This is a genomic window from Bacillus sp. FSL R5-0560 (assembly GCF_037966305.1).
GTDB lineage: Bacteria > Bacillota > Bacilli > Bacillales > Bacillaceae > Bacillus > Bacillus mojavensis.
In genome coordinates, this window is the sequence record NZ_CP150195.1 from 3708856 (window position 1) to 3732095 (window position 23240).

At 43.4% G+C, this 23240-nt stretch carries 16 protein-coding genes and 1 pseudogene; 7 read left to right on the forward strand and 10 right to left on the reverse strand.

What is annotated here, in order from left to right:
* Positions 1–79 precede the first annotated feature (79 nt).
* On the forward strand, positions 80–1690 hold the full coding sequence (locus NST56_RS19410; RefSeq protein ID WP_339178561.1) for an SWIM zinc finger family protein: 1611 nt from the start codon (positions 80–82) through the stop codon (positions 1688–1690).
* Positions 1677–4451, forward strand: a complete 2775-nt coding sequence (locus tag NST56_RS19415; protein ID WP_339178564.1) for a DEAD/DEAH box helicase — start codon at positions 1677–1679, stop codon at positions 4449–4451. Before NST56_RS19410 ends, NST56_RS19415 begins: the two co-directional genes overlap by 14 nt.
* 122 nt (positions 4452–4573) lie before the next feature.
* Here the strand turns inward: NST56_RS19415 and NST56_RS19420 are convergent, their stop codons facing one another.
* From NST56_RS19420 to NST56_RS19435, 4 genes are all read right to left on the reverse strand, one after another.
* Entirely contained in the window at positions 4574–5431 is an 858-nt protein-coding gene (locus tag NST56_RS19420; protein WP_326191553.1) for a Cof-type HAD-IIB family hydrolase, read from the reverse strand.
* Between the two features lie 5 nt (positions 5432–5436).
* Positions 5437–6213: a DeoR/GlpR family DNA-binding transcription regulator gene (locus NST56_RS19425; RefSeq protein WP_339178570.1), complete on the reverse strand. Its 777-nt coding sequence runs from the start codon at positions 6211–6213 to the stop codon at positions 5437–5439.
* 226 nt (positions 6214–6439) lie between these two features.
* Positions 6440–6781, reverse strand: coding sequence for a single-stranded DNA-binding protein SsbB (gene ssbB / locus NST56_RS19430; RefSeq protein ID WP_010332166.1), 342 nt, complete (start codon positions 6779–6781; stop codon positions 6440–6442).
* A gap of 77 nt (positions 6782–6858) precedes the next feature.
* The gene (locus NST56_RS19435) at positions 6859–7242 is read right to left on the reverse strand and encodes a hypothetical protein (RefSeq protein ID WP_010332167.1); all 384 of its coding nucleotides are present in this window, start codon (positions 7240–7242) and stop codon (positions 6859–6861) included.
* A 173-nt stretch (positions 7243–7415) separates the two neighbouring features.
* Between NST56_RS19435 and NST56_RS19440 the strand changes: the two genes are divergently transcribed.
* Positions 7416–7826, forward strand: coding sequence for a YwpF-like family protein (locus NST56_RS19440; protein WP_010332168.1), 411 nt, complete (start codon positions 7416–7418; stop codon positions 7824–7826).
* A gap of 53 nt (positions 7827–7879) precedes the next feature.
* Complete coding sequence (blaOXA, locus tag NST56_RS19445; RefSeq protein WP_326218507.1) at positions 7880–8683, forward strand: class D beta-lactamase; 804 nt, start codon at positions 7880–7882, stop codon at positions 8681–8683.
* An 81-nt stretch (positions 8684–8764) separates the two neighbouring features.
* Here the strand turns inward: blaOXA and NST56_RS19450 are convergent, their stop codons facing one another.
* The 3 genes from NST56_RS19450 to NST56_RS19460 form a co-directional block, all read right to left on the reverse strand.
* Positions 8765–9424: a class A sortase gene (locus NST56_RS19450; RefSeq protein WP_339178576.1), complete on the reverse strand. Its 660-nt coding sequence runs from the start codon at positions 9422–9424 to the stop codon at positions 8765–8767.
* 94 nt (positions 9425–9518) lie between these two features.
* Positions 9519–15500 (reverse strand): SpaA isopeptide-forming pilin-related protein, encoded by a 5982-nt coding sequence (locus NST56_RS19455; RefSeq protein ID WP_339178579.1) that lies wholly within the window; start codon positions 15498–15500, stop codon positions 9519–9521.
* A 334-nt stretch (positions 15501–15834) separates the two neighbouring features.
* The gene (locus tag NST56_RS19460) at positions 15835–16911 is read right to left on the reverse strand and encodes a response regulator (RefSeq protein WP_339178582.1); all 1077 of its coding nucleotides are present in this window, start codon (positions 16909–16911) and stop codon (positions 15835–15837) included.
* Positions 16912–17714: 803 nt separating this feature from the next.
* Between NST56_RS19460 and NST56_RS19465 the strand changes: the two are divergent.
* Positions 17715–19025, forward strand: a pseudogene (locus NST56_RS19465) (ATP-binding protein); the annotation flags it as partial.
* Positions 19026–19205: 180 nt separating this feature from the next.
* Positions 19206–20186 carry a histidine kinase gene (locus NST56_RS19470; RefSeq protein ID WP_339182314.1) on the forward strand — a complete coding sequence of 327 codons (981 nt, stop codon included), beginning with the start codon at positions 19206–19208 and terminating at the stop codon, positions 20184–20186.
* Between the two features lie 59 nt (positions 20187–20245).
* Here the strand turns inward: NST56_RS19470 and mscL are convergent, their stop codons facing one another.
* Both mscL and fabZ read right to left on the reverse strand, forming a co-directional pair.
* Positions 20246–20638 carry a large conductance mechanosensitive channel protein MscL gene (gene mscL / locus NST56_RS19475; RefSeq protein WP_010332174.1) on the reverse strand — a complete coding sequence of 131 codons (393 nt, stop codon included), beginning with the start codon at positions 20636–20638 and terminating at the stop codon, positions 20246–20248.
* 71 nt (positions 20639–20709) lie between these two features.
* Positions 20710–21135 carry a 3-hydroxyacyl-ACP dehydratase FabZ gene (gene fabZ / locus NST56_RS19480; protein WP_010332175.1) on the reverse strand — a complete coding sequence of 142 codons (426 nt, stop codon included), beginning with the start codon at positions 21133–21135 and terminating at the stop codon, positions 20710–20712.
* Between the two features lie 193 nt (positions 21136–21328).
* On the opposite strand from fabZ, the gene NST56_RS19485 reads away from it, so the two are divergent.
* The gene (locus NST56_RS19485; RefSeq protein ID WP_339178585.1) at positions 21329–22393 is read left to right on the forward strand and encodes a tetratricopeptide repeat protein; all 1065 of its coding nucleotides are present in this window, start codon (positions 21329–21331) and stop codon (positions 22391–22393) included.
* A gap of 21 nt (positions 22394–22414) precedes the next feature.
* Here NST56_RS19485 and NST56_RS19490 read toward each other — a convergent pair whose 3' ends face one another.
* Positions 22415–23224 carry a flagellar hook-basal body protein gene (locus tag NST56_RS19490; RefSeq protein WP_339178587.1) on the reverse strand — a complete coding sequence of 270 codons (810 nt, stop codon included), beginning with the start codon at positions 23222–23224 and terminating at the stop codon, positions 22415–22417.
* Positions 23225–23240 lie beyond the last annotated feature (16 nt).

The window sequence follows — 23240 nt, forward strand, 5'->3', positions numbered from 1 at the left end:
ACTTTTTCATGCCGTTGTGTTGCGATATAATAGAGAAATTGGATCTTTTTATTACGTGACTCGGTTAGGAGCGATAATCATGCTTCAGAATATGATTTCTAAAGACGATGTGCTGGCATCGGCTGAACAATTAAAAGAGCTTCTTCTTTACAGCGAGGAAACTGTTCAGCTGATCAAAAAAGCCCTTATTTTATATCGGCAGGATTCAGTCTATCGTTTACAAGCAGTGAGTCCGACGGAAGTTACGGCTTACGTGCAGGATGTTGTGCCTGTGCGGGTCACATTGAACTTATTTGTCATAGCCAAAAGCGGCTGTTCATGTCCGTCTGGGAGAATCTGCCGCCATAAGCTGGCTGTTTTTTTATATGTATATGCAATGTTTGAACGAGTGGGAACTTTTACAGAGCACTGGCTGGAGAGGGAAAAGCTTGAAGAAAGCAAAGAGCTCGTCCGGCGACAATTCCAAGAGAAGGTGCTGCCTAATGAAGAGTCGCTTTCAAGCTGGCTTGCTTTTTTCGATTCAGAGTTTTCTCTTTGGCAGGCACGCACGCCTGAAGGCAGCCAAAATATGCAGGGCCTCTATTACGGCTATCTGTCTGCTTTGAAAAAGCATGCCCCGATCAAGCCGGAGCTGAAAAGTCTATATCAGATTCATTCAGCGATCGCGGTGTGGCTTCGCATGTTTACATTGATTGAAGAAGGAAAACTGGACCCCGAGCGCGATTTTTATTCCCTCAATCCTTATGTTGAACAGCTGATGGATACGATCTATAGCTCAATTGATAAATTAAAGACGTACGCACTGTCGTTTGCACTCGATCCTTTTCTGGAGAAAACGCCGGATGTCATTCGGAATCTCTTATTGAAGGAGGATATTTTTCAATATGAACGCATCCGCATTTTCGGTGAAATTTGGAGCGCGCTGTTGCCGCGGCCGAAATGGGTGGCGCGTGAGCAAGATATCCTGCAAAAAGAAGCTGGGCGGCGGTTTTCTCCTGAATTGCAATTCGGGCGTCTGCATATGGAATTTTTGCAGAAACATGATGATGCGATTTTTGCAGAAACCGACCAATTCCCTCCGGAAGCGCTGCCGTATACGTTCCAATGGCTGAGTGAAATCACCGCGAAAAAGGATTGGAAACGGCTCAAGGCATGGTACCTCCGTATTGAATCGATTGCGATTGGTTATACGAAGCTGGATAAGCCGTTCAAAGAAATTCGCGATGTAATTGGCGAGCTGTTCCTTCTGCTGAACGCGTATGTGAAGCAAACCAATGACCAAGCACTGTTTGAACGCTATGCAGCAGGCTGTCTGCCGTATACTTTCACAGAATACAGCCATCATTTGTATGAGAAAAAGCGTTATGCCGAGTGGATTGAAATCCACAGTCTTGTTGGCTTTTCCATCTATGAAATAGATAAAACGATGCTCAAAGAAATTGCGGCGAGCGATCCCGAGGCCCTTATACCCGCTTACCACAGAGAAGTGGCCTTTTTCATCGACCAGAAAAACCGCAGCTCTTACAAGGAAGCGGCCCGGTATTTGAAAAAACTGCGGACGCTCTACAAAAAAGCGAAAAAACTGAAGGTATGGGAACGCTATATTCAGCAGCTGAGCTCACATTACAAGCGCCTGCGCGCCCTTCAAGAAGAACTGCAGAAAGGAAAGTTGATTGATGGCGAGTCTTAAAGAAATACTTATTCACGTCGAACAAATGGAAGACGGGTCATTCACGCTCTCAGCCTTTGATGAGAATGAGCAGCCCCTTCCCTACAGTCACATGAAAAAGCATTTGTTTCAATGGCACGAATCCTCATTTTACGGAACCTTCCTTGAGGATGTCAGCTTCATCGGGACAACCGCGGTTTTGCTTTCTCCATGGATGACTGTAGAGCTTCTCGGCAAGAACTCGTTCAACTCATTCAGCTCCGTGCAGCTCACAGAAGAAACGGAACCGCTGATTGAGGCAGCGTCCACCATTTACGAATTTATCGCGGACGGCGATTTCCTGCCTGACTACGAAGCATGGACAAACGGTGTTTTTCGCTGGAAGGATCGGGACAGCATACTGGATGGCTTTACTGCGGAATGGTTTTCAGCCGCGGTGCAGGATTATATTCAATATGACGACGAACTGCGTGAGAAATGGGAAAATATCAAAGAGAAATCACCTGCGGTCACAACATTTCGCGGACATTTTCTGGATGAAGAGGATTTTCTCGAAGGCATCGGCTGGGTTGACGATCAAACCCCGTTTACGGTCGGCCTCCGCTTGAACGAACCAGACTTTGACGGCGATGATTGGAAAATCGAAATGTTTTTACGCGATAAAAAGAGCGGCGCGGTTGTATTTTTTGATGGGCTGAAGAGCCTCAAAAAATCGTGGCAGGCCTACAGCGATAAAATCGCACGGGAGCAGGACCGCTTTCATAGAACGGTTCCGTGGCTGTCATTTGATTCCGGCACGACGCTGATTTCAGAGGAAGAAGCCTGGATTTTCCTGTCTGAGGCAAGTGAGACGCTTGTTGATATGGGCGTTGAAATTCTTCTGCCATCCTGGTGGCAGATTGTCAGAGACAGCAGCATGATGCTTAAAGCAAAGGTATCTTCCGCCCCGCGCGGCGAGTCATTTGTCGGCATGAATGCGCTGCTTGATTTTAACTGGCGGTTTGCGACAAACGGCATTGAGCTGACAGAGGATGAATTTAACGAGCTTGTCGCGAGCAACAGGCGCCTTGTCAATATTCGCGGGCAATGGGTGAAAATAGATCCTCAGTTTATCAAACAGATGAAACGGCTGATGGAGAAAGCGGAATCAGAAGGGCTCCATATGTCTGATATTCTGGCACGCGAGCTGATGGATCAGCGGGAAGGCGGGCTTGAGGATTCAGACCTCATGGATACATCCGCTTTTGCCGGTATTCAATTCGACCTGTCAAAACAGCTCAGATCACTGATTCGAAAGCTGACAACTGCGGAAAATCTGCCGGAGCATGAGGTCAGCCCCTCCTTTCAAGGCACGCTCCGTCCGTATCAGAAATACGGCATGAATTGGCTGCTGTTTCTGCGGCAAAGCGGTTTTGGCGCCTGTCTGGCCGATGACATGGGACTTGGGAAAACCATTCAGATGATCGCCTATTTTCTTCATGTGAAGGAAAGCGGACGGCAAAACACGCCGAATCTGATCATCGCGCCAACATCCGTCCTCGGCAACTGGCAGCGGGAGCTTCAAACCTTTGCGCCCAATCTGTCGGTCGCTCTCCATTACGGCCCTCGCCGTCCGAAGGGAGAAGACTTCACCGGCTATTATGATAACGCGGATGTTGTATTAACCTCCTACGGACTGTCGCATGCCGATTCTGAAGAGCTTTCTACCGTGACATGGAGCACAATTTGCCTTGACGAAGCACAAAATATTAAAAACGCGCACACGAAGCAATCACGCGCAATCAGAAAGCTGAAGGGCATTCACCATATTGCGCTGAGCGGAACACCGATGGAAAACCGTTTGACTGAGCTATGGTCGATTTTCGACTTCATGAATAAAGGCTATCTCGGCAGTCTGACTGGTTTCCATAAACGCTATGTATTGCCGATCGAAAAGGACCGGGACGAAAAGAGAATCGGACAGCTTCAGCAATTAATCCGGCCGTTTTTGCTGCGGCGGACAAAACGGGATGAGGACGTCGCATTAAACCTTCCCGACAAGCTGGAGCAAAAAGAGTTTATTCCGCTGTCAGCCGAACAGGCGTCTCTCTATGAGCAGCTGGTGAAAGACACTTTTGAACATATGACGTCACTGACAGGCATGCAGCGAAAAGCACTGATCCTCAGCATGCTCGGACGGCTTAAACAAATATGCGATCATCCCGCGCTTTATTTGAAGGAAGACCAAACCGAGCTGCTGGCCGGAAGATCAGTCAAGCTTGAAAAATTGCTTGAGCTGATGACTGCGATCCGCGCCCAAAACGAAAGCTGTCTCATTTTTACGCAATATATTCAAATGGGGAACATGATGAAGCGATTGCTTGAAAAAACCTTCGGCGAACCTGTGCAGTTTTTGAACGGGAGTCTTTCTAAGCAAGACCGCGATACACTCGTTGAGAAATTTCAAAAGAAAGAATACCCGACACTGATTCTATCGCTGAAAGCGGGCGGAACCGGGCTTAATCTGACAGCCGCCAATCACGTCATTCATTATGACAGATGGTGGAATCCGGCTGTTGAAAACCAGGCCACTGACCGGGCATACCGCATCGGGCAGGAGCGATTTGTCCATGTTCATAAAATGATTACAACAGGAACAATTGAAGAAAAAATTGATATGATGCTTGAAACAAAGCAAACACTGAATGACAAAATTATCCAAAGCGAAAACTGGATTACCGAGCTGTCCACAGATGAGCTCGAAGAATTATTCACATTAAGCGCCTCAGCGCAGGCACAATAACCACAAAAAAGCTGGCTCCTAAAAAGAGCCAGCTTTTTTCCGTTCATAGCCGTCACGCCGAACTTCACAGAATCCGTTACGCCGGTTATGTTCAGGATGCACTTTTTTTCGAAAAATAAACCTTACAGCAAATGCCGAATCATATGGGCAACGCCGTGTTCATCATTGGTCAGGGTTACAGCGCCGGCTATCGCTTTGATGTCCTCCCGCGCATTGCCCATCGCTACACCTTTTCCGGCAGCTTCCAGCATGGATTTGTCATTTAAGCTGTCGCCCACGGCTGCTGTTTCATTCATTGGGATGTTAAGCCGCTTTGCCAGTCTTTCCAGCGCCTGCCCCTTGGATGCCTTTTTGGAGGATAACTCAAAGTTATGATCAGCAGAGCTGACAAGTGTCAGATCTTTATCATGCTGGTATCTCTGCCAGCCGGCCTCCAGCTTTTCTTTGAAGAAAGAAAAACCAAGAATGTTGTAAAAATCAATCTGTTTATCCTCCTCAAAGAGCTCTTGAAACGTGTTGATATAAGCGAAGCCCGATTGACTGTATTGCACCTCGGCTGCCTGTATCAGAACAGAAAGATCAGCCTCTGGATTCGCACTTTTGACCCGGTCAAGCTCAACGTCAAGGAGCTGCCTGCCGTTTTGCGGCGTGTAAATGGCTGAGTCTGTAAAAACCTCGTAATAATAGTTTTCTGACTCGAGCCATGAGAGAATGTCATACGCACGTTTTTTATCGATTGTTTCCGAATGAAAAAGCCTGCCGTCAGGGTCGTGAATGACGGCGCCGTTCGCACTGATGACCCACGTTTTGATCCCGAGCGGTTGAAAAATGGACACGACATCAAAATAAGCGCGTCCCGTTGATACAACAACCTCAATCCCGTCCTGCTGTGCCTGCCGCAGAGCATTTTCATTTTCTGTGCTTACTTGATGTTTGCTGTTCAGCAAGGTTCCGTCTAAGTCAATCGCAATCAATTTCACGTTGATCAGCCCTTTCTTTCATCTTGCTCTGTCACGAGAAGTTCGACGCCATTAAGATCAAGCAAGTCGCAAAACGCCTGATCAGGCAGCCGGTCTGTGATTAAGAGATCAATTTCACTCAGCTCAGCGTACTGATAAAAACCGGTGCTCCCCAGCTTTGAATAATCCGCAAGGGCGATCACCTGCTTCGCCTGCTGAATCATTTTTCGCTTCACTAGCCCATCTTCTTCATGCGCGATCGTAATGCCGTGTTCAGAAATGCCGACAACACCGATCAGCGCTTTATCGACGTGATAGCTTGAAAGCTTTTCAATCACAGAGGCGCCGTACAAAAAACGGTGCTCCTTTTCAAGCTTGCCTCCGAGAAGATAGATCTCAATACCACCTTTGTCTGAGAGCACTTCCGCTAGATTAATGGAGTTGGTGATAACCGTGCAGTCATCTGCATTTAGGTGTTTAGCGCACGCCTGAACGGTTGTAGACGCATCTAAAATAACCCGGTCGCCATTTTGGATCAGCGATGCTGCGAGTTGGCCAATCTTATTTTTTTCCTCGGACACTGTTTTCAGCCGGCCGGAATACCCTTGGATTTTCTGATGCACAGACGGCAGAATGGCGCCGCCTCTTGTGCGGATAATGGCATTCTGTTCCTCCAGCTTCACAAGATCCCGCCTTGCTGTATCTCTGGACACCTGAAGGAGCGTACAGATCTGCTCCGTTGTAATGCGGTTATGCTCTTTTAGATAATCCACAATCGCTACTAATCTTTCTTCTTGGTACACGCCCTCATTCCTTTTTATATGTCGTTATCTTTAAGTGATTATAAGTTTTTATATATGAACAATCAATATTTTTAAGTGAAATTAAGTAAAAATGCATCGTAAGAACCAATTTTTCCTAGAGCAAACAGAAAGAAAAAACCAGTCTGGTCGACTGGTCAATTCAGAGGGGGTGATGCGAAGATAAGTAATCGTGAATGGAATATAAAGCGGGAGGAGCAGGGGTATGTCAATCGGCAGCTTTTTCCCGAGGTTTAGGATCCATAAAACGAACAGTGTCAGCCATCACTTCAGTTACATATACTTTGACACCTTCCGCATTTTCATAGCTCCTTGTCTGAATTCTTCCGCTTAGGCCGACGAGAGATCCTTTTTGGCAATATAACGCCGTGTTTTCGGCCGTTTTTCTCCAAAGCGTGCAATTGACGTAATCCGCTTCAATATCCCCCGAAGCATTTTTGAAGCTGCGGTTAACCGCGATCGTAATGTGTGTGACTGCCGCGCCTGCGGAAGTGTATCGAAGCTCAGGGTCTTTTGTTAAACGTCCGACAAGCATGACCTGATTGAACATTGCGATTCCTCCTCTCCTTGCGGTTACACGTATTGTAGACGATGCATCGAGAAAAGAAAAACGCCTAAAATTGAATATCAGCCTCTGTTTTTATCTTTCGTTTTCATTTTTCCCTCAGCTAAAAACAGCTTATGTTTTTTCCCTCTAAAGAAATATGTATTTTTTAAAAACCGGAAAAACAATTTAGATGTCAGCCAATGCTGCGTATTCATACAGACATAAGAAGAGCCGTCCCATGCAAACCACTGAAAGCTGAGCTTCTTTTCCGGCAGCGACAGCTGGATTTTGTACTGTTCCATCCCATCGTAAGTTTCGTATAAAAAAATCATCCTCTCTTTCCTATAGAGATGAACCTCAAAAATATCTTTACGGCTTAACATATAAACTTCGCTCGTTGGAACCAAAGGCTGATCCGCCCGAGTGCCGTCAATATAAATTTCCTTTAAATGAAATCGATTCATACACACCTCTCCGTAATCCATAGTCAGTTACAGTATAATGAAAAAATAGAAATTATTAAATGTTGTACCAAACAAAATAAATTGCCCCCAGCATTACAGCGTTTTCACGGAAAAATGAATATGTGTTATAATTCATTTTAAGAATTCTTTGTAAGTAAATGGGGTGAGATAAAATGAAAACCTTTAAACTGGTTGATCTGAACGTGGAACGAGTGGACAAGGAAGAAAAATCAATTGAACAGTTTCCCCTTATTGACGGACTGATTATCAATAAAGAAGACGGCGAAAATCACTGGCTGATTGAAGCGCTTGTTCCGAAGGAGCACATGTCTTTTTTTGACCAGCTTCAAAAAAAGCAAGCTGAGGTCAAAGTATTTGTGACGATTACGAAAAAAAGCAACCGCCCCGCCCAGCTGACTGCAGCTGTGAAGAACATTGCTGAACTCGAAGAAAGCATTTCGGTTTTAATTTACGGACAAATGGTGACAAGAAAACAGCAAGGCACTGAAACCATTCTGGAATCTCTTGTGAAAGAGGGCTATACAGGAGCGAAGCTGATCGAGGCGTTTAAACAGAAGATATAAAAGAGAGTGGAAATCATCCCCTCTCTTATTTTACATGTGCTGAGGTGATAGGTATGAGTAAGCGTAAAATTCAAACGGTTTTATTATCACTTATCGGCGCGGCTGTCCTTCTAACATCGAGTTTGCAAACACCTAGAGAAGCTGATGCTGCCGAGAAGAGGCCCAATCTAAGGAAGATGAATGTCGATGAATTCTTCACCGATCACAACGGAACATTTATTTTACGTGATCTAAAAAACGAAAAAACATTCATCTATGACAATCAACGCGCGAAACAAAGATTTGCGCCGCAATCCACTTTTAAAGTCCCAAACGCGCTCATTGGATTACAAACAGGCGCCGTTAAAGATGAATATGACATCAAATACTGGGACGGTGTGAAACGTGAGCTCGATATCTGGAATCAGGATCACACGCTCGGATCTGCCATGAGATACTCTGTTGTTTGGTATTATCAAGCGATGGCACGAGACATCGGAGAAGATCGAATGAAGGAATGGATTGATAAAATAGCTTATGGCAATCAAGATATCAGCGGCGGCATTGACCAATTTTGGCTAAGCAGCACGCTTAAGATTTCTCCTCTGGAACAGACTGACTTTATGGAAGCCTTATACAAAGAAAAACTGCCATTTGATAAAAGCGTAATGAAAACGGTGAAGCGGATGATGATTCAGGAGGATGAAGATCATTATACCCTTTATGGAAAAACCGGTTCAGGTTCAGGCATCGGCTGGTATGCAGGCTTTGTCAAAACCGAAAACGGAGTGTATAGTTTCGTGACGAACATTGATGGTACCGGCACAGAAGCGAAAAGCATGACAATGGACATATTAAACAAATATATTCTGTATTAGAATAAAGCCTGCCTTTTATCACAAGGCAGGCTTTTTCATTCTCCTATAATCAAATGAAAAATAAATGGTCTACACACATTCTCACATTCCGCTACTCGATCTGTCATTTGTATGACCGACAATCTCAATCAATTTCCCTTTCACTGCGAGACGTCCTTCGGTTTCCACAGCTTTGTCGCATGTGATTAATGTGATTTCCTTTTCTTTTGTATCCTGAATCACATCTGCATCTATTTCAGAAATATTTTTTATTGATGTCACAGAGTACATATAATCGTTTTTGAAATCTGTGATGACAATTTTGGCGCCTTTTTTTATATTAGCCAGAGGTCCGAATAAAAGGCTCTTCCGCTTCAGGTGATGGCCTGCCAATGGATAGTTTCCCTCGCCCATTTTCTGATCCGGGCGCATTGTAGCCGCTCCGATCAACAGGTTTTCATTGGTGGTTCCTTTTAATATGGGGAGCTCCAGATCCACACTTTCAATGGTGATCCGGCCGATTATGGCCTTCGGTTCCCGATCGAAGCCCGCATTTATAGCTTCCTTTAGCGTGGGCGGCTGAATGGAATTGAAATCAAATTCTGCTTCTTTTTCATGATTTTCTTGCAGCTGCTTCGTAGTCAATTCCGACTCATACTGGTTTTTGCTAAGGTAGGCGATGAGACTTCCTTTTATGAAAGGAGAAAAGATAAGCAGCAGGCCGGAAAGAATTAACACCGCTATGATTATCTTTTTATACATACTGTACATCCCTTTCTTTTGCGTCATGCTATGGGGTATGATCTGTTTTAAAAAAGCACCTGATCAAATCTTCAATGATCAGGTGCCATCACATTTAAGCCTTTCTTTGTCTCTTTCTAGAGACATGAGCCATAGCTCCGCCTGCTAAGAGCAGCAGAATGCCGATCATAACCGGCACCGTACTGTCTGTATCACCGGTTTTTGGAAGGGAATTGTCTGTTTTGGTATGGCCAGCTGGATCATCGGCTTTTGGATGTGAATTGTCTGTTTTTACATGACCATCTGTGCCATCGGTTTTTGGATGCTGTCCATCTCCCTTCACATGTTTATCCGGTGTATCATTGCTCGGCGTTGGCGTTTTTAATTTCTGATTAGAAGCAACAATCTCAACAGGTTTTGACTGTCCTTTTTCAATTGTGAAATCGATTGGTGTTTCATCCAGTTTATAGCCATCGGGCGCCTTTGTTTCGATAAGCTGGTAGCGTCCCGGCGCAAGGCCTTTGATAGTGAAATGTCCATTTTGATTTGTTTTCCACAATTTAGGTAGATCTTTGCCGTAGCCGTCAGTTTTTACAGGCTTGCCGCTCGCGTCCAATAACTTGAATTCAGCACCCTCCAAAACGGCTTTTTTATCATCTTGATCCACTTTTGTCAGTTTCACGTCGCCTGGTGTCAGTATGTTCTCCGCGGTGATTTCGACTGGCTTTGTTTCAGTATTGGTGATCTTGAACGATATTGGCGTTTTATTCAAACTGTAATTCGCAGGTGCTTTTGTTTCGATAAACTGATATTCTCCCGCTTTGAGACCGTGTACGGTAATCTGTCCTTTGTCATCCGTGATGAGACCGGATTTCAAAACTTTGCCGTTGGCATCAGTCAGATTGAACTCCGCTCCTTGAAGAACTTTCTCTTTATCATGTTGATCCACTTTTGTAAGAACGACATGGTTCTCGATGTTGACAGCTGTTACTTCAACTTGTTCTGGTTGGCCGTCATGTTCAGCCTTAATGGTGAACGGCACCGGGCTTTCGGATAGGAGATATCCGTCTGGCGCCTGTTTTTCAACAAATTGATAGCTTCCCGGAGCCAAACCGTCAACCTCAATGTTGCCGCCTTCTTTTGAGACAAGGTCATCTCTTACTGTGTTTCCATTGTTGTCAACGATTTTGAAAATGGCACCGGCTACTCCTTTTTCATCTTGGTCTACTTTCGTTAACTGAACGGAGCCTTTATAGTTAATGGCTATCCCGGCATCAGCTGACTTTGGCTTTCCTTCTGCTGATTCGGAGATGGTGAACTCTTTTCTCTCAGTGTTCAGCACATATCCTTCAGGCGCTTTCGTTTCGACAAAGGCGTAGCGTCCAGGTACGAGACCTGAAGCTGTGATCTTTCCATCTTTATCCGAGGTCAGCTCTTCTTGAACCGTATTTCCTTTGTCATCGACAATCTTGAAGACGGCCCCTTCAAGTTTCTGCCCTTCAGCATTTTCCTTCACCAGCTGAACGGAGCCTTTATCGTTAACAGCTATCCCGGCATCAGTTAATTCCGGCTTTCCTTCTACTGATTCAGAGATGGTAAACTCCTGTTTCTCGGAGTTTAATACATAACCCTCAGGCGCTTTCGTTTCGACAAAAGCGTAGCGTCCAGGAGCAAGGCCTGAAGCTGTGACCTTTCCATCCTTATCTGAGGTCAACTCTTCTTGAACCGTATTTCCTTCGTCATCGACAATCTTGAAAACAGCCCCTTCAAGTTTCTGCCCTTTGGCATTTTCCTTCACCAGCTGCACAGAACCTTTATAGTTAACGGCTGCTCCGGCATCAGCTGACTCCGGCTTCCCTTCTGCTGATTCGGAGATGGTAAACTCTTGTTTCTCGGTGTTTAATACGTATCCCTTAGGCGCTTTTGTTTCGACAAAGGCGTAGCGTCCCGGCGCAAGGCCTGAAGCCTCTACTTTTCCGTCTTTATCCGACGTCAGCTCTTCTTGAACCGTATTTCCTTCGTCATCGATAATCTTGAAGACCGCTCCTTCGAGTTTCTGGCCTGCGGCATCTTCCTTCGTTAAATAGGCCCTTCCTTGATAATTGACCATTTCTCCTAATTCTACGTCAGACACCTGATTCTTATCATTCTTTGCGATTGAGAAATGAATCGCTTTTGTATTCACGATAAACCCGGCAGGAGCTTTCGTTTCGGTGAGTCGGTAATAGCCCGCCGGCAAACCATTCATTTCGATTTTTCCGTTTTTGTCGCTTTTGATATCCGTTTCTATCAAAGTATAGGTGCCGTTGCCCGCTTTTTTCTCCAGCTTGAAAACAGCACCAGCTAAAGGATTTTTTTGTTCGTCTTTTTTGATAAGCGTCACCTTGTTCTGTTGATTTACGACTTTGTACAGCGTTCCTGTCTTGGATGAGTTGCTGTCTATCTTAACAGAGACTCCTTTTGCATAAGCATCGCTGATGGTATATCCGTCAGGCGCTTTTACTTCTTTTAATACGTAAGAGCCGTAGCGAATATTTCCGAATGTAAGCTTACCATCGGTACCTGTTGTGCCGTTGCGCAGGAGCTGCTTGGCGTCTTCAGACCATAACTGAAACTCTGCTCCTCCAAGAGCTTTATCGTCCTCTCCTGTCTTTAAAATCGTCAGGCTTCCTTTTTCTCCTGATCCGGAACCGTCTCCGCTTGAAATGGCAACTAAGATCGAGCTGCTGTTTTCCTGAGTCTGCTCTTTCACATTTGTTCCAGAAATGGACACCTTATTCTTAACATGGCCGTTCGTGCCGGCTATATTAATCAGAGACCGGTATTTGATCACATAGGCACGGTCAATTTGCTTATAGCTGCCTATGAATTGCAGGACAAACGATTGTTCACCTGTTGTATTGTCGGTTTTGATGTCTACCGTGTAGTCTTTGTCTTTTTGAAGCTCGACATCGCCTGCGGTCAGATTTCCGCTGCTGTCTTTGACCACTCCGTTTTCATCATATTTTGCTTGATATACTTTAAAAGACGCTGCATCTAGTATTTGATTATCATCTGGCGTGTCAGTAACTTTCACGTCATCCAGCGTTGATTGGCTAGAGTTGACGTTGATATTCCAATCGATGTAGTTTCCATTTTGTTTGCCGCCTTTGAAAACCAGGTTTCCTCCGTTCACAACCGAAACAGAACCCGTCAACGTGCGGTCTGCATACCCGTCATTATGGTATGTTGCCTTGTTTGTGTACTGATTCTGGTCAATGACCTTTCCTTTGAGCGATGTCTTAAACTCAATCAGGTATGGCACAGAATCGCTCGTTTTAAGGTGTACTGTCAGAGTGCGTTCATTTTTTTCTGAAGGCTCTTCGACCTCATACTTGGAAGGATCAAGGACATCTCCTTCTGTGATGGAGCCGTTTTTATTGATCGTATAGCTCTTTACCACAACGGAACCCGGCACAAATTGCTGAGGATCTATTATGGCATCTTTTATATAAGGATTTTTTGTCGGTTCGCCATTATAATTGATGCCGACTTTCCAAGTGATTTCCTTTGAAACTGCGTTATATGAACCGTTTTTGAAACCATTATTTGAAGTCTGATGATTCGGTGTAAAACCGCTTGATACCTTATTTGTGCGGTCATTGCCGTATTGATCAGTCCATGTTGAATGTGCTGTATTCTTGACGCTTTCGTTAGAATAATCAGCATTGAATGTTGTTGTGTAAGTGATCTTAAACTGACTGTCTGTTTTTTTGTAATCCCCGATCAATGCCAAAGTAAAGCCTTTATTGTCGGGTTTTTTTGTCAATGTGTAGTCTTTGTCTTTCTGCAACGTTTTGTTGTTCGTTGTGTCTTGAATCTTGAACGATTCATCAATCAGAACCAATCCGCCGCTTTCGAATTGGTCATCCAACGTCCAATTGTTCATCTCATATTTGTTTTTATTAATTGTAATCGTCCAATCAACCGTCTTCTTCTCATAATCAACGTTTGAATACCCTTTAATGAGGTTCTGCTGAATGGCTATTCCAGAAGCTTCTTTAGAATCCCCTGTTCCGGTCACCACGCTATTGGTGTATGTTGTCGATTTATCAATGATCACTCCGCTGTTGACCTTTGTTTGATATGTGATTTTGTAAGCGCTGGTAACGGTTTTATTAAATTTGATTTCAAATCCGCTTCCATTATCGATCAGCGTGTAATCCTCGCCTTCCTTTAAAGGCGTGCCCGCTTGCTCGCTGCCATTCTGTCCAAAGGTAATAGGAATAACCTTCAAGGAATCTTTTACGAGGTGCAAATCGCCAGTTCCAAAAGAATCCTTAATGCTGGCCTTGGATTGGTCGATCTGTTTCTCACCATAGTTGTATGAAAGAGCCCAGCTGAATGTTTGAGATTCTCCATCATATCCGGTCGATGATTTCGCGATCATTTTTCCATATTTGGCCGCAACAGTGGCTTCTGCAGAAATTGGTTCCAGATTGTCTCCGCTGAATGCCGCCTTGTTCGTCAGCGATATATTTCCGCCTTCACTCGGCTTTGCACTATTGTCAATGTCGGTTTCGTACACAAGGCGGTAGGCTGAATCAATTGTCCCATCAAATGTGACATTTCCTTTTGAATCAACGCTGTAGCCGGAAGAAACTTCATTTCCTTTGCTGACAGAACCATCAATGTTCACATTGAGTTCATATACTTTAACTGAACGGTAGGTTAAACCCTCTGGAAGGCTTTCCGTGAGTTTGGCATTCTTGACTTGATCCAACTTTTTATTGACATCGACCGTCCATGTTACTTTACCGGGGTTGATGCCTTTATCCAGTGCACCTGATTTATCAATGGTTTTACTCACATTTGGTTTAAAATAAACTGTTGTTTCAGGAGTATCAGAATTCACAGGGAATGGAATCTTCTGTGTTGTCGAACCCGTTATTTTTTTCTCATTGAACTGCGTATTGATAACCAATGTGCCTTTGACATTAGAACTTTCTTTTACCTCGCCGTTAAATGTCATCACCACATGTCCGTTCGTATCAATAGAAAATGTCCCGTATGTGGTGTCTCCGGCGCTTAACGGCAGGTTCACAATGTCATTATGCATAATAAATTCTTTAGGTAAATCAAATTCATATTTATCGCCGGCATTGATTGTTTTTCCCAAATCGTCAGGAATGGCCCAATCAATTGAAATTTTCACCGGAGAATTCGTATCGGCACGATTGCCCTTGTCATATGGCTTTCCGTTTTCGTCCGTCAATGTCACGCCGGTTAAAAGATTTTGCGTGATTTGTTTTTCTTCAGTTTGCAAACTTCTGAAAGCTGATTGACTTGAGGATGACACTTTATTTGAATCTTTATCCTTTGAGGAATCACCGCTCTTAGAGTCGGCTGACGGTTGCTGTTCTTCCTCTTTTTGATCCTTGCTGACTGGAGGTGCAGATTTGTCATCTGTCTCTTTCTGATCACCATCAGTATCAGAAGGGTCGTTTTTTGGCTCTTCCTCCTCGGCATCTGGTGATTCATCTTTCTTAACAGGAATAATCACCTGCTGGGTTTTGCCTCCCCCTAGTTGAAAAAGGGCTGCTACTGTATGTTCATCGTCTTTTGCATCTGCAGCAAACGCGGCTGACAGTGTAATGGTCCCCTTGGCATTCGGAGAATCCGCGAATCCAGTTGTTAATTTTACCGTCATGGTGCTGCTGCCCGCCGGCACTTGATAGCTGCCGATGACCTGATCAGCAGATTTGATTTCACCTTCTGCACCTTTATCAAATGTAAAGTTTTTAGGGATCTCCACATTGATATCCTGTTCACTATCTGTTTCTACATCTTTTTTCAATGACCATTCATATGTCAGTGTCACTTCATCCCCCGGCGTTAATGCCGGTTCGTTTCCTTTTGATCCGTCTACAATCTGGTTCTTGCCGTCCTTGACAGTCACCGAATCGAAGAATTGGCTGTCACTTGACGTTACATCCACAGCCTGTGCGGTAAGAGTATAGCTGGCGATCTGACTGAAGAAGAAAAAGATGGCAAGGCTTATGATCATAACGATCCGCCCGCTTTTTTTCAGCCCTAAGGGAAAACTCCTCGTTCTCAACTTTTCATTCCTCCCTTTCATATCTATTTTTCACTTGCCGATTGATACACGAGACCATAAAACCACGTTCCATCCCCCACAATTAAACTACTAATGCCGAATGAGTTTTAAAACTAAGATTTGCCATCCGAACCAAACTACATTGTATGAAATGGAACTATACAATTTCTGTACAACAAAAAATCATGTATGATTCAAGTGAAATGGATATAATTGGAGATTCGAAGTTTCAGACATATGGCGAGGGCCTTCCCTTTAGGTGACATGTACAAAAAAACCAGTGTGCATCGAAAGGCAATCGACACTCACTGGTTTGGATAAGTTTTCTGCTTCTTTAATTAATCTGATCTTTCATTTGTTTGTAGCGCTGATATTCCTTTATCGCATCTTCTACCTTCCCGTTTTTGTTAAATATCTGCATTTTGTATTGCATAATTTTGTGATCGAAAGGTTCAATTTTCTCAACCTGCAGACAAATGTCCATCGCTTGACTGTAGTTCATTTCATGCATGAAAAAATCAATCAATTCATATGCCTTGCCGATCCACAGTTGGGCAAGACGCGTTTTTTCCGGTTCTGCCCACAAGTAGCCGTACTCCATAAAGTAATGGTTTTCGTATGACATTAACATATCCATGTGCTGGTGTAAGGTAGATGTATTAAGCGGCGGAGCCTCTTTTAGTGACCTTTCCCATTCAACAACATCAATTTTTACTCCTGAAAAACGAAGAATATACCCTGTTTCGGTTTTCTCGATTGATTGGCCGAAAGGAACCTGGCCGATTAATTTCCGTATTTGGTAAATGGTTGAGTAAAGCTGGGTGCTTGCTTTTGAAACATCATAGTTGGGCCAAAAAAGGTCGATTAACAGGTCTTTACTGACGACACGTCCTTGATTTTGAAGTAAAAAAGCATAGATTTCACGCGCCTTGGACGTTCTCCATTTGACCGGTATGTTTGTCTTGACACTATTTAAGGTTTGATAAAACTGCAGGCTTCCAAAACATTGAATGAAATAATGCGCCTCGGTATTTTCTGCAGGGGCCCTGAGCTTGTTATTCGTTCTGATACGTTCAACTGTTGTCTCAAGCCGCTTATAAATGACAGGCTTCAGCAAATAATCAATGGCATTCAGCTCAAACGCTTTGATAGCAAACTCATTATAAGCCGTGATAAAAACGACTTGGACGTTTTCATTCTGCGCTTGAATCGCTTCAGCAAGCTCAATGCCATTAATTCCGGGCATTTCAATATCAAGAAACACCGTATCTATAGCAAGAATCGCCGCATGCTCCAGAGCTTCAATCGGATCTTGAAATGCCGTAATAGATTGAAAGGCGTTTGTCCGTTCAAGCATATTCTTAAAATGAAGCAATGCCAGATGCTCATCATCAACAATTAACGCGTTCAAAAACACATCCCACCCTATATGTAAAATCGAGATATTAGTAAATATCTTCTATTATATCATGCCAAATAGCCCCTTTAATTGGATTCTTTTTCTTTCTATTGTAGCTTTTGAAAGTTTACATTTACAATATTTATAAAAAATAGGAATGTAGAATGAACCTATTAAAAAGGAGCATTGTTATGAAAGAAAAATTTATTTTCATTTCGATTATTTTCGGTTATGCCGCTTTGTTTATGGTTTTTATAGCGATTGATCATCTTTTTGGATCAACACTTCCTGAAGCAAAGCATGGGGTCATGAACTTGGAGAACTGGGATTTTCAGAAGGATGGGAATGTACAGCTGAACGGAAAGTGGACATTATATCCAAATCAGATTTTATCGCCAAAAGAGATTGCTTCAGCAAAAGGAAAAGATCCCCTCTTCGTTGATGTCCCCAGTAATGTGAAGCTGGCCAAGCAAGGTATCAACGTGGATTACGGAACGTACAAGCTGACGATCAAATCAAAGCTAGACAATCAGGTTTTCGGGATCAGCACGTCGTTTATTTACAGTGCAAATCGCAGCTATTTTAATGGACAAGTCATAGGCCAAAGCGGCAGCCCCTCAAATAAACCTGATTTTACAGCACAAAACAGACCGTATACGAGCTTTTTCCCGCTTCACAAGGGTGATAATGAACTTGTCGTACAGTTTTCGAACTTCGGAAAAACGCCGGGGTGGGGAATCGCAAAGCCGATTACCTTTGGAACTCAGGACCAAATAGTGCGTGAAAACAAAATTTCCTTTCTTAATGATACGGTCATGATTACAGCATTTTTCATTACCGGATTATATTTTCTGGGCTTTTACCTGCAAAGAAAAAAGGATAAACATTTGCTGTTTTTTTCTGTTATGTGCCTTCTGTTTTCATTCATTATTCTGATGATCGGAAAAGAGCGGATTATATTCCTCCTCTTTCCGTCCATTTCATTTTCATTGTTAAATTCAATGAGGGCAATCTCAACTGTGTTTGTCAGTATAGCGGTTTTTCTCTATCTCTATTTTGCTTACAGAGAGATTGTGTCAAAACGTTTTATGCTCATAGCCACTGTTTCTTGCGGGCTGGTCTTGATCATAGATTTTTTAACCGTTGGGTTTATCGGCCACTCCTCATACATACTACATTCCGTGCTAGCCGTTTCGACCCTGGTTTATATCACATATATTTTTACGATCGCAACGATCCGCAAAATGGAAGGAAGCCTGTATCTGACAATCGCTTCTATATCAATGAGTGCTTTTGTCATTTTAACGACCATCTCCGCTTACACAGGAAAAACGGCTTTTTCTTTTAATTCGATCTATTCATTGCCGACAGTCATTGCGTTGCTGGCGATTGTTCTTCTCATGGCACAGCAATTTGCCGGTGCATTCCGCGAAAATGAAGTGCTGTCGTGGAAATTACTCAGGGTTGACCGGCTGAAGGATGAGTTTATAGCGAAGACATCGCATGAATTTAAAACTCCGCTGAACAGCATTATTAATATATGCCAAACGTTGCTGGCCGGCAAAGGAAAAAGAACGATAGAAGAAGAGAAAGAAAACATGCAGCTTGTTATCCGCATGGGCTACAGGCTGTCCAATCTGGTGAATGACATCCTGGATTTAGAAAAAATAAAGCAAGGCATGCTTCAGATTCACCCGGTGCCTGTTGATATTTATGCTTTAGTTTGTTCGGAAATGAATTTCTATAATCTCTTATCGAGACATAAAAACTTAAATATGATGAATCATATTCCAGAAGACCTTCCTTTAGTGTTCGCAGATGAAAACCGCTTCCGCCAAATATTAACCAATTTAGTAGACAATGCAATCAAGTATACAGCGGAGGGCCAAATCACACTTTCTGCTTCAAAACTGAACGATAACATGATCAAGGTGACAGTTACGGATACCGGAAGCGGCATTTCCGAAGCCGATCGCCAAACCATCTTTGAGTCTTTTCAGCAAGCAGAAATGAATAAAGACGACGGAGCCGGTCTTGGCCTCAGTATTGTCAAACAGCTGGTCCAGCTCCAAAACGGGGACATTTGGGTTGAATCAGAAGAGGGAAAAGGGTCGGCATTCCATTTCACATTGCCCATTGTCCATCATGAATCTGTGCCTGAAACCAAAACAAGTCTTCCAGAATTACAATCCGGGCTAGAGATGTCAGGTATCTCTTTAAGCACGCCCTATTACTCTGAGAAAATTGACGCTCCAACCATTCTGATTGTCGATGATAACATTGACAGTTTAAAAATTTTAAGCGATATGCTTGAAGGCGTGCCCTACAATGTAATTGCTGCAAAAAACGGAACGGAAGCATTAGAAGTGGTTTCTTGCACGAAGCTTGATTTGGTGATTCTGGACTTGATGATGCCGGATATGACTGGTTTCGAAGTCTGTGCGAGAATTCGTGAACGATTCAGTATGGTTGATCTTCCGGTTCTGATCATTACAGCAGCCATCATCGGCCACGACAAATACAAGGCTTTTCATGCCGGAGCGAATGACATTTTGCAAAAACCTTATCATTACTCTGAATTTATGGCGCGTATCAAAAACCTGATTATGATGAAGCATACAGCAAACCAAGCGACAAATATGGAGATGGCATTTCTGCAGTCGCAAATCAAACCACACTTTCTCTACAATGTGTTAAACACAATTATTTCACTCAGTCATTTGGATATTGAAAAAGCGCGAGAGATAACAGCTGAATTTACTAACTATTTAAGAATGAGTTTTGATTTCCAAAATACATCAGCCATCAGTTCATTCAGAAACGAGCTTTCTATTATCAATTCCTATCTCTCCATAGAAAAGACGCGCTTCGGCGATCGGCTGGACATTCTTTTCGATATAGACAAAGACATTGACTTCATCCTTCCGCCTTTAATGATTCAGCCATTGGTGGAAAATGCAGTCCATCATGGCGTAAGCAAAAAAAGAGGTGGAGGATGGGTGAAGCTGACCGTAAAAAAACAAAGCAGGAACGAATATTACGTCGAAGTTGAAGATAACGGTGTTGGCATTGCGCCGGAAAAACAAAAGGATATCCTGTCTCAAGACTTCGATCGCAGCGTCGGACTGAAAAATATCAACCAGCGTCTCAAGCATTTTTGCGGCGGTGAATTGAACATCCGCAGCATCCCGGATGCCGGTACAGCTGTTTCGATGGTCATACACATTACTGAAACAACAGATTCTCCTAAATTTATAAGCACGTCTCCGGATGCGGAGGAACAATAAAGAATACGGTAATCCTTGACCTATAAAAAAGACTGCCGCATTCCAGCGGCAGTCTTTTTTTATTCTGGAGATCTTGTCTGCTGCTTCAGCAAGTCCCTGATTTCTTTCAATAACTCTTCTTGCGCATCCGCCGCTTCCTCCTCGGCCTCTTCTTCCGCTTCTTTCTTGCGCCTCAATTGATTCAAAGTCCGAATCATAATAAAAATAGAGAACGATATGATCAAGAAATTCACAATGGTTTGAATGAAGCTGCCGTATTTGACGACCGCATCACCGAATGTAAATGACAGTCCCGAAAAATCAAGCCCGCCCAGAAGCAAGCCAACTAAAGGCATAATGATATCATTAACGAGGGATGTGACGATCTTACCGAACGCGCCCCCTATGACAACACCAATCGCAAGGTCAACAATGTTCCCGCGCATGGCAAAGGTCTTAAACTCTTTCCACATTACAATCACCTGCTTTTTTGTTTTGAAAGAAAAAAGACAAATGTGCCGCTGCCCATCTGTCTTTTTTTCACTTACTCGCCAAGGGCAAAAGTCAGTTCCACTTCGCAAACCACTTCGCCGTCAACTTTGGCAACGCCTTTTCCGCGCCCGATTGTGCCTCGCGCACGAATGATCTCAACCTCAAGGTGAAGCTGGTCACCAGGTTTCACTTGTTTTTTAAACCGGCAATTGTCAATGCCGGCAAAGAAAGCCAATCTGCCTCGGTTTTCTTCTTTAATCAGCATGGCAACAGCGCCGACTTGGGCAAGTGCCTCTACGATTAATACGCCGGGCATAACCGGATACTGAGGAAAATGGCCGTTAAAAAATTCTTCATTTGCGGTTACATTTTTATATCCTGCGGCCCGTTTGCCCTCTTCAACTTCCGTAATCCGGTCTACGAGCAAAAACGGATAACGGTGAGGAATAATTTCTTTAATTTGCTGAGTATCAAGCATTCTCTTGACATCTCCTTCATCTGCGTTAGTATGTATAGCAATCATTTATGATCCAATCTGTACATTTGAAAAGTATATTATGAATGAATCTCTTTTTCAACCTGCACCCAAAGTGTAACCAACTGTCAATGAGAGCCGTCAAAAGTTGTGATATGATAATTATAGATTTTACCATTAGCAAAGAGGTAGGAAAATGATTTCAAAGTTTATAGAAAAAAGAATGCAAAAAATGTTAGACGAGTGGTATACCGCTATCGGCAAACGCAAAATGGATGACGCAGCAGCACTTAAAGAGGAAATCGATCAGAACCTTCCGAAGCTTAAAAGGAACACAAAACTTTGGATGCGTTATCAATTGTTCCTCGCACGGCATCAGCTGCTTTATGAAAACCAGGACGGTCTGGATTCATTATTCCATGATTTACATGAACAGGAAGAAAAAATGGATGATGAATTGAAATATTATCTGCACTTTTTCTCAGGATTATATGAAATGGTAAAAACCGCTCCGAAGCATGCGGTGAATGGTTTTAAAAAAGCTGAGCAGCACCTGCACGCGATTCAAAACTCATTTGAAGCCGCTGACTTTTATTATCAAACCGCCGGCGCCTATTACTTGATGAAATCACCGCCGCTTTCCATCCAATATGTTGAAAAAGCTTTAAATATCTACTTGCATCAATTCGGCTATGTAAAAAAGGTGATCAGCTGCAAACTGCTGCTCGCTGTAAACTATATTGATCAAGAACGCTATGATGAGGCTGAACAGCTTTTCAAAGAAATCATCAAGAAAACCCAGCAGTTAAATGACGATAACCTGCTATGCCATGCTTATTATAATTTAGGCTTTTTAAAAGCAACCGAAAAGAAAGACCATGAAGCACTTCTATACTTTAAAAAGGTATTGAAGAATCAGGAATTTGAAACCAATTCTCCAGTATCCTATCTTCACTGTGTGTATGAATCCGTCAGAGCCCTTTTTAAAACAGAAAAGATCTCAGAAGGAAAAGCGGTTTTGCAAAAAGGCAAAGAATTATCTGAAAAAGTAAACATTCAAACAATTCAATTGAAATTAAAAACACTTGAAGCGCTCTATACGTCTGCTGAAGACCCTTATGATACCTTGCTTGAATATGTGCTTGAACTAGAAAAAATCGAAGCTTGGGTGGATTTAGAGGTGCTTTTGGAGGACATCACGGAATACTACAAAAAAAAGGACGATTTCGAAAAAGCCGCCTTTTTTATACTGCGCGGCTGATTGAAAACGCCCCTCTCTCTATTATCTGACAGAATTAATCAAACCGAGCATCTGATCACCCATTGTGATCGTTCTGCTGTTCAGCTGATAAGAACGCTGAGACGTAATCAAATCTGTCATTTGTTTAGAAATATCCACATTTGACATTTCAAGTGCACCCTGCTGCATGCCGATGTTTTGTCTGTATGCGCCATTCAGCTCTTCAAAGGCTGCCGCATTATCAATGGAGAAAAGATTATTTCCTTCGGATTTCAGCTCTTGAGGATTGTTCACTTGGATAACTCCGAGATTAAACCGCTGTACTGTATTCCCGTTAGACGCGGTTAAGGTCCCGTTATCATTGACCGTAATTTTTTTCATTGAGCTGTCTATGTTTACTGCATTGCCGTTTTCATCAAGCACGGGATGACCGTTGCCTGTCACGAGCTGAAGCTGGTCGGCATTATCAGCTGAAGGCGATAAATAAAGCGCCCCGTCCCTCGTATACTGGCGATTGCCATTCACGTTAACCTGCAGGTATTGGTAAGGAGACGTAAAGGCGATATCCAGATCGCGCTCCGTCTTCTGAATGCTTCCTTGATCAGATACAAGCCGTGAATTCATCATCGCTCCGACGCCAAGGCGCAAGCCGGGCGGCGTTTTGCGGGATTGTGCCACTTCTTCGTTTTTTTCATCAACCTGATCGAATTGCTGTCTGACGAGCTCAGAGAAATTTGTATCCTTAGCCTTATAGCCGGTTGTGTTGCTGTTGGAAAGGTTGCTGCTGATTGTGTCAATCTGCTGCTGCAGCTGGTTTAAGGTGGTTGATGCCGTTAGCATTGACCTGAGCATAGTTGATGTCCCCCGT

What these genes read in the sequence shown, in the direction of transcription:
- fabZ (WP_010332175.1), bottom strand. Translation starts at nt 21,135, where the DNA reads ATGCTTGATACTCAGCAAATTAAAGAAATTATTCCTCACCGTTATCCG.
- NST56_RS19450 (WP_339178576.1), bottom strand. Translation starts at nt 9,424, where the DNA reads ATGTATAAAAAGATAATCATAGCGGTGTTAATTCTTTCCGGCCTGCTG.
- NST56_RS19485 (WP_339178585.1), top strand. Translation starts at nt 21,329, where the DNA reads ATGATTTCAAAGTTTATAGAAAAAAGAATGCAAAAAATGTTAGACGAG.
- NST56_RS19410 (WP_339178561.1), top strand. Translation starts at nt 80, where the DNA reads ATGCTTCAGAATATGATTTCTAAAGACGATGTGCTGGCATCGGCTGAA.
- ssbB (WP_010332166.1), bottom strand. Translation starts at nt 6,781, where the DNA reads ATGTTCAATCAGGTCATGCTTGTCGGACGTTTAACAAAAGACCCTGAG.
- blaOXA (WP_326218507.1), top strand. Translation starts at nt 7,880, where the DNA reads ATGAGTAAGCGTAAAATTCAAACGGTTTTATTATCACTTATCGGCGCG.
- NST56_RS19490 (WP_339178587.1), bottom strand. Translation starts at nt 23,224, where the DNA reads ATGCTCAGGTCAATGCTAACGGCATCAACCACCTTAAACCAGCTGCAG.
- NST56_RS19440 (WP_010332168.1), top strand. Translation starts at nt 7,416, where the DNA reads ATGAAAACCTTTAAACTGGTTGATCTGAACGTGGAACGAGTGGACAAG.
- NST56_RS19415 (WP_339178564.1), top strand. Translation starts at nt 1,677, where the DNA reads ATGGCGAGTCTTAAAGAAATACTTATTCACGTCGAACAAATGGAAGAC.
- mscL (WP_010332174.1), bottom strand. Translation starts at nt 20,638, where the DNA reads ATGTGGAAAGAGTTTAAGACCTTTGCCATGCGCGGGAACATTGTTGAC.
- NST56_RS19435 (WP_010332167.1), bottom strand. Translation starts at nt 7,242, where the DNA reads ATGAATCGATTTCATTTAAAGGAAATTTATATTGACGGCACTCGGGCG.
- NST56_RS19470 (WP_339182314.1), top strand. Translation starts at nt 19,206, where the DNA reads ATGCTTGAAGGCGTGCCCTACAATGTAATTGCTGCAAAAAACGGAACG.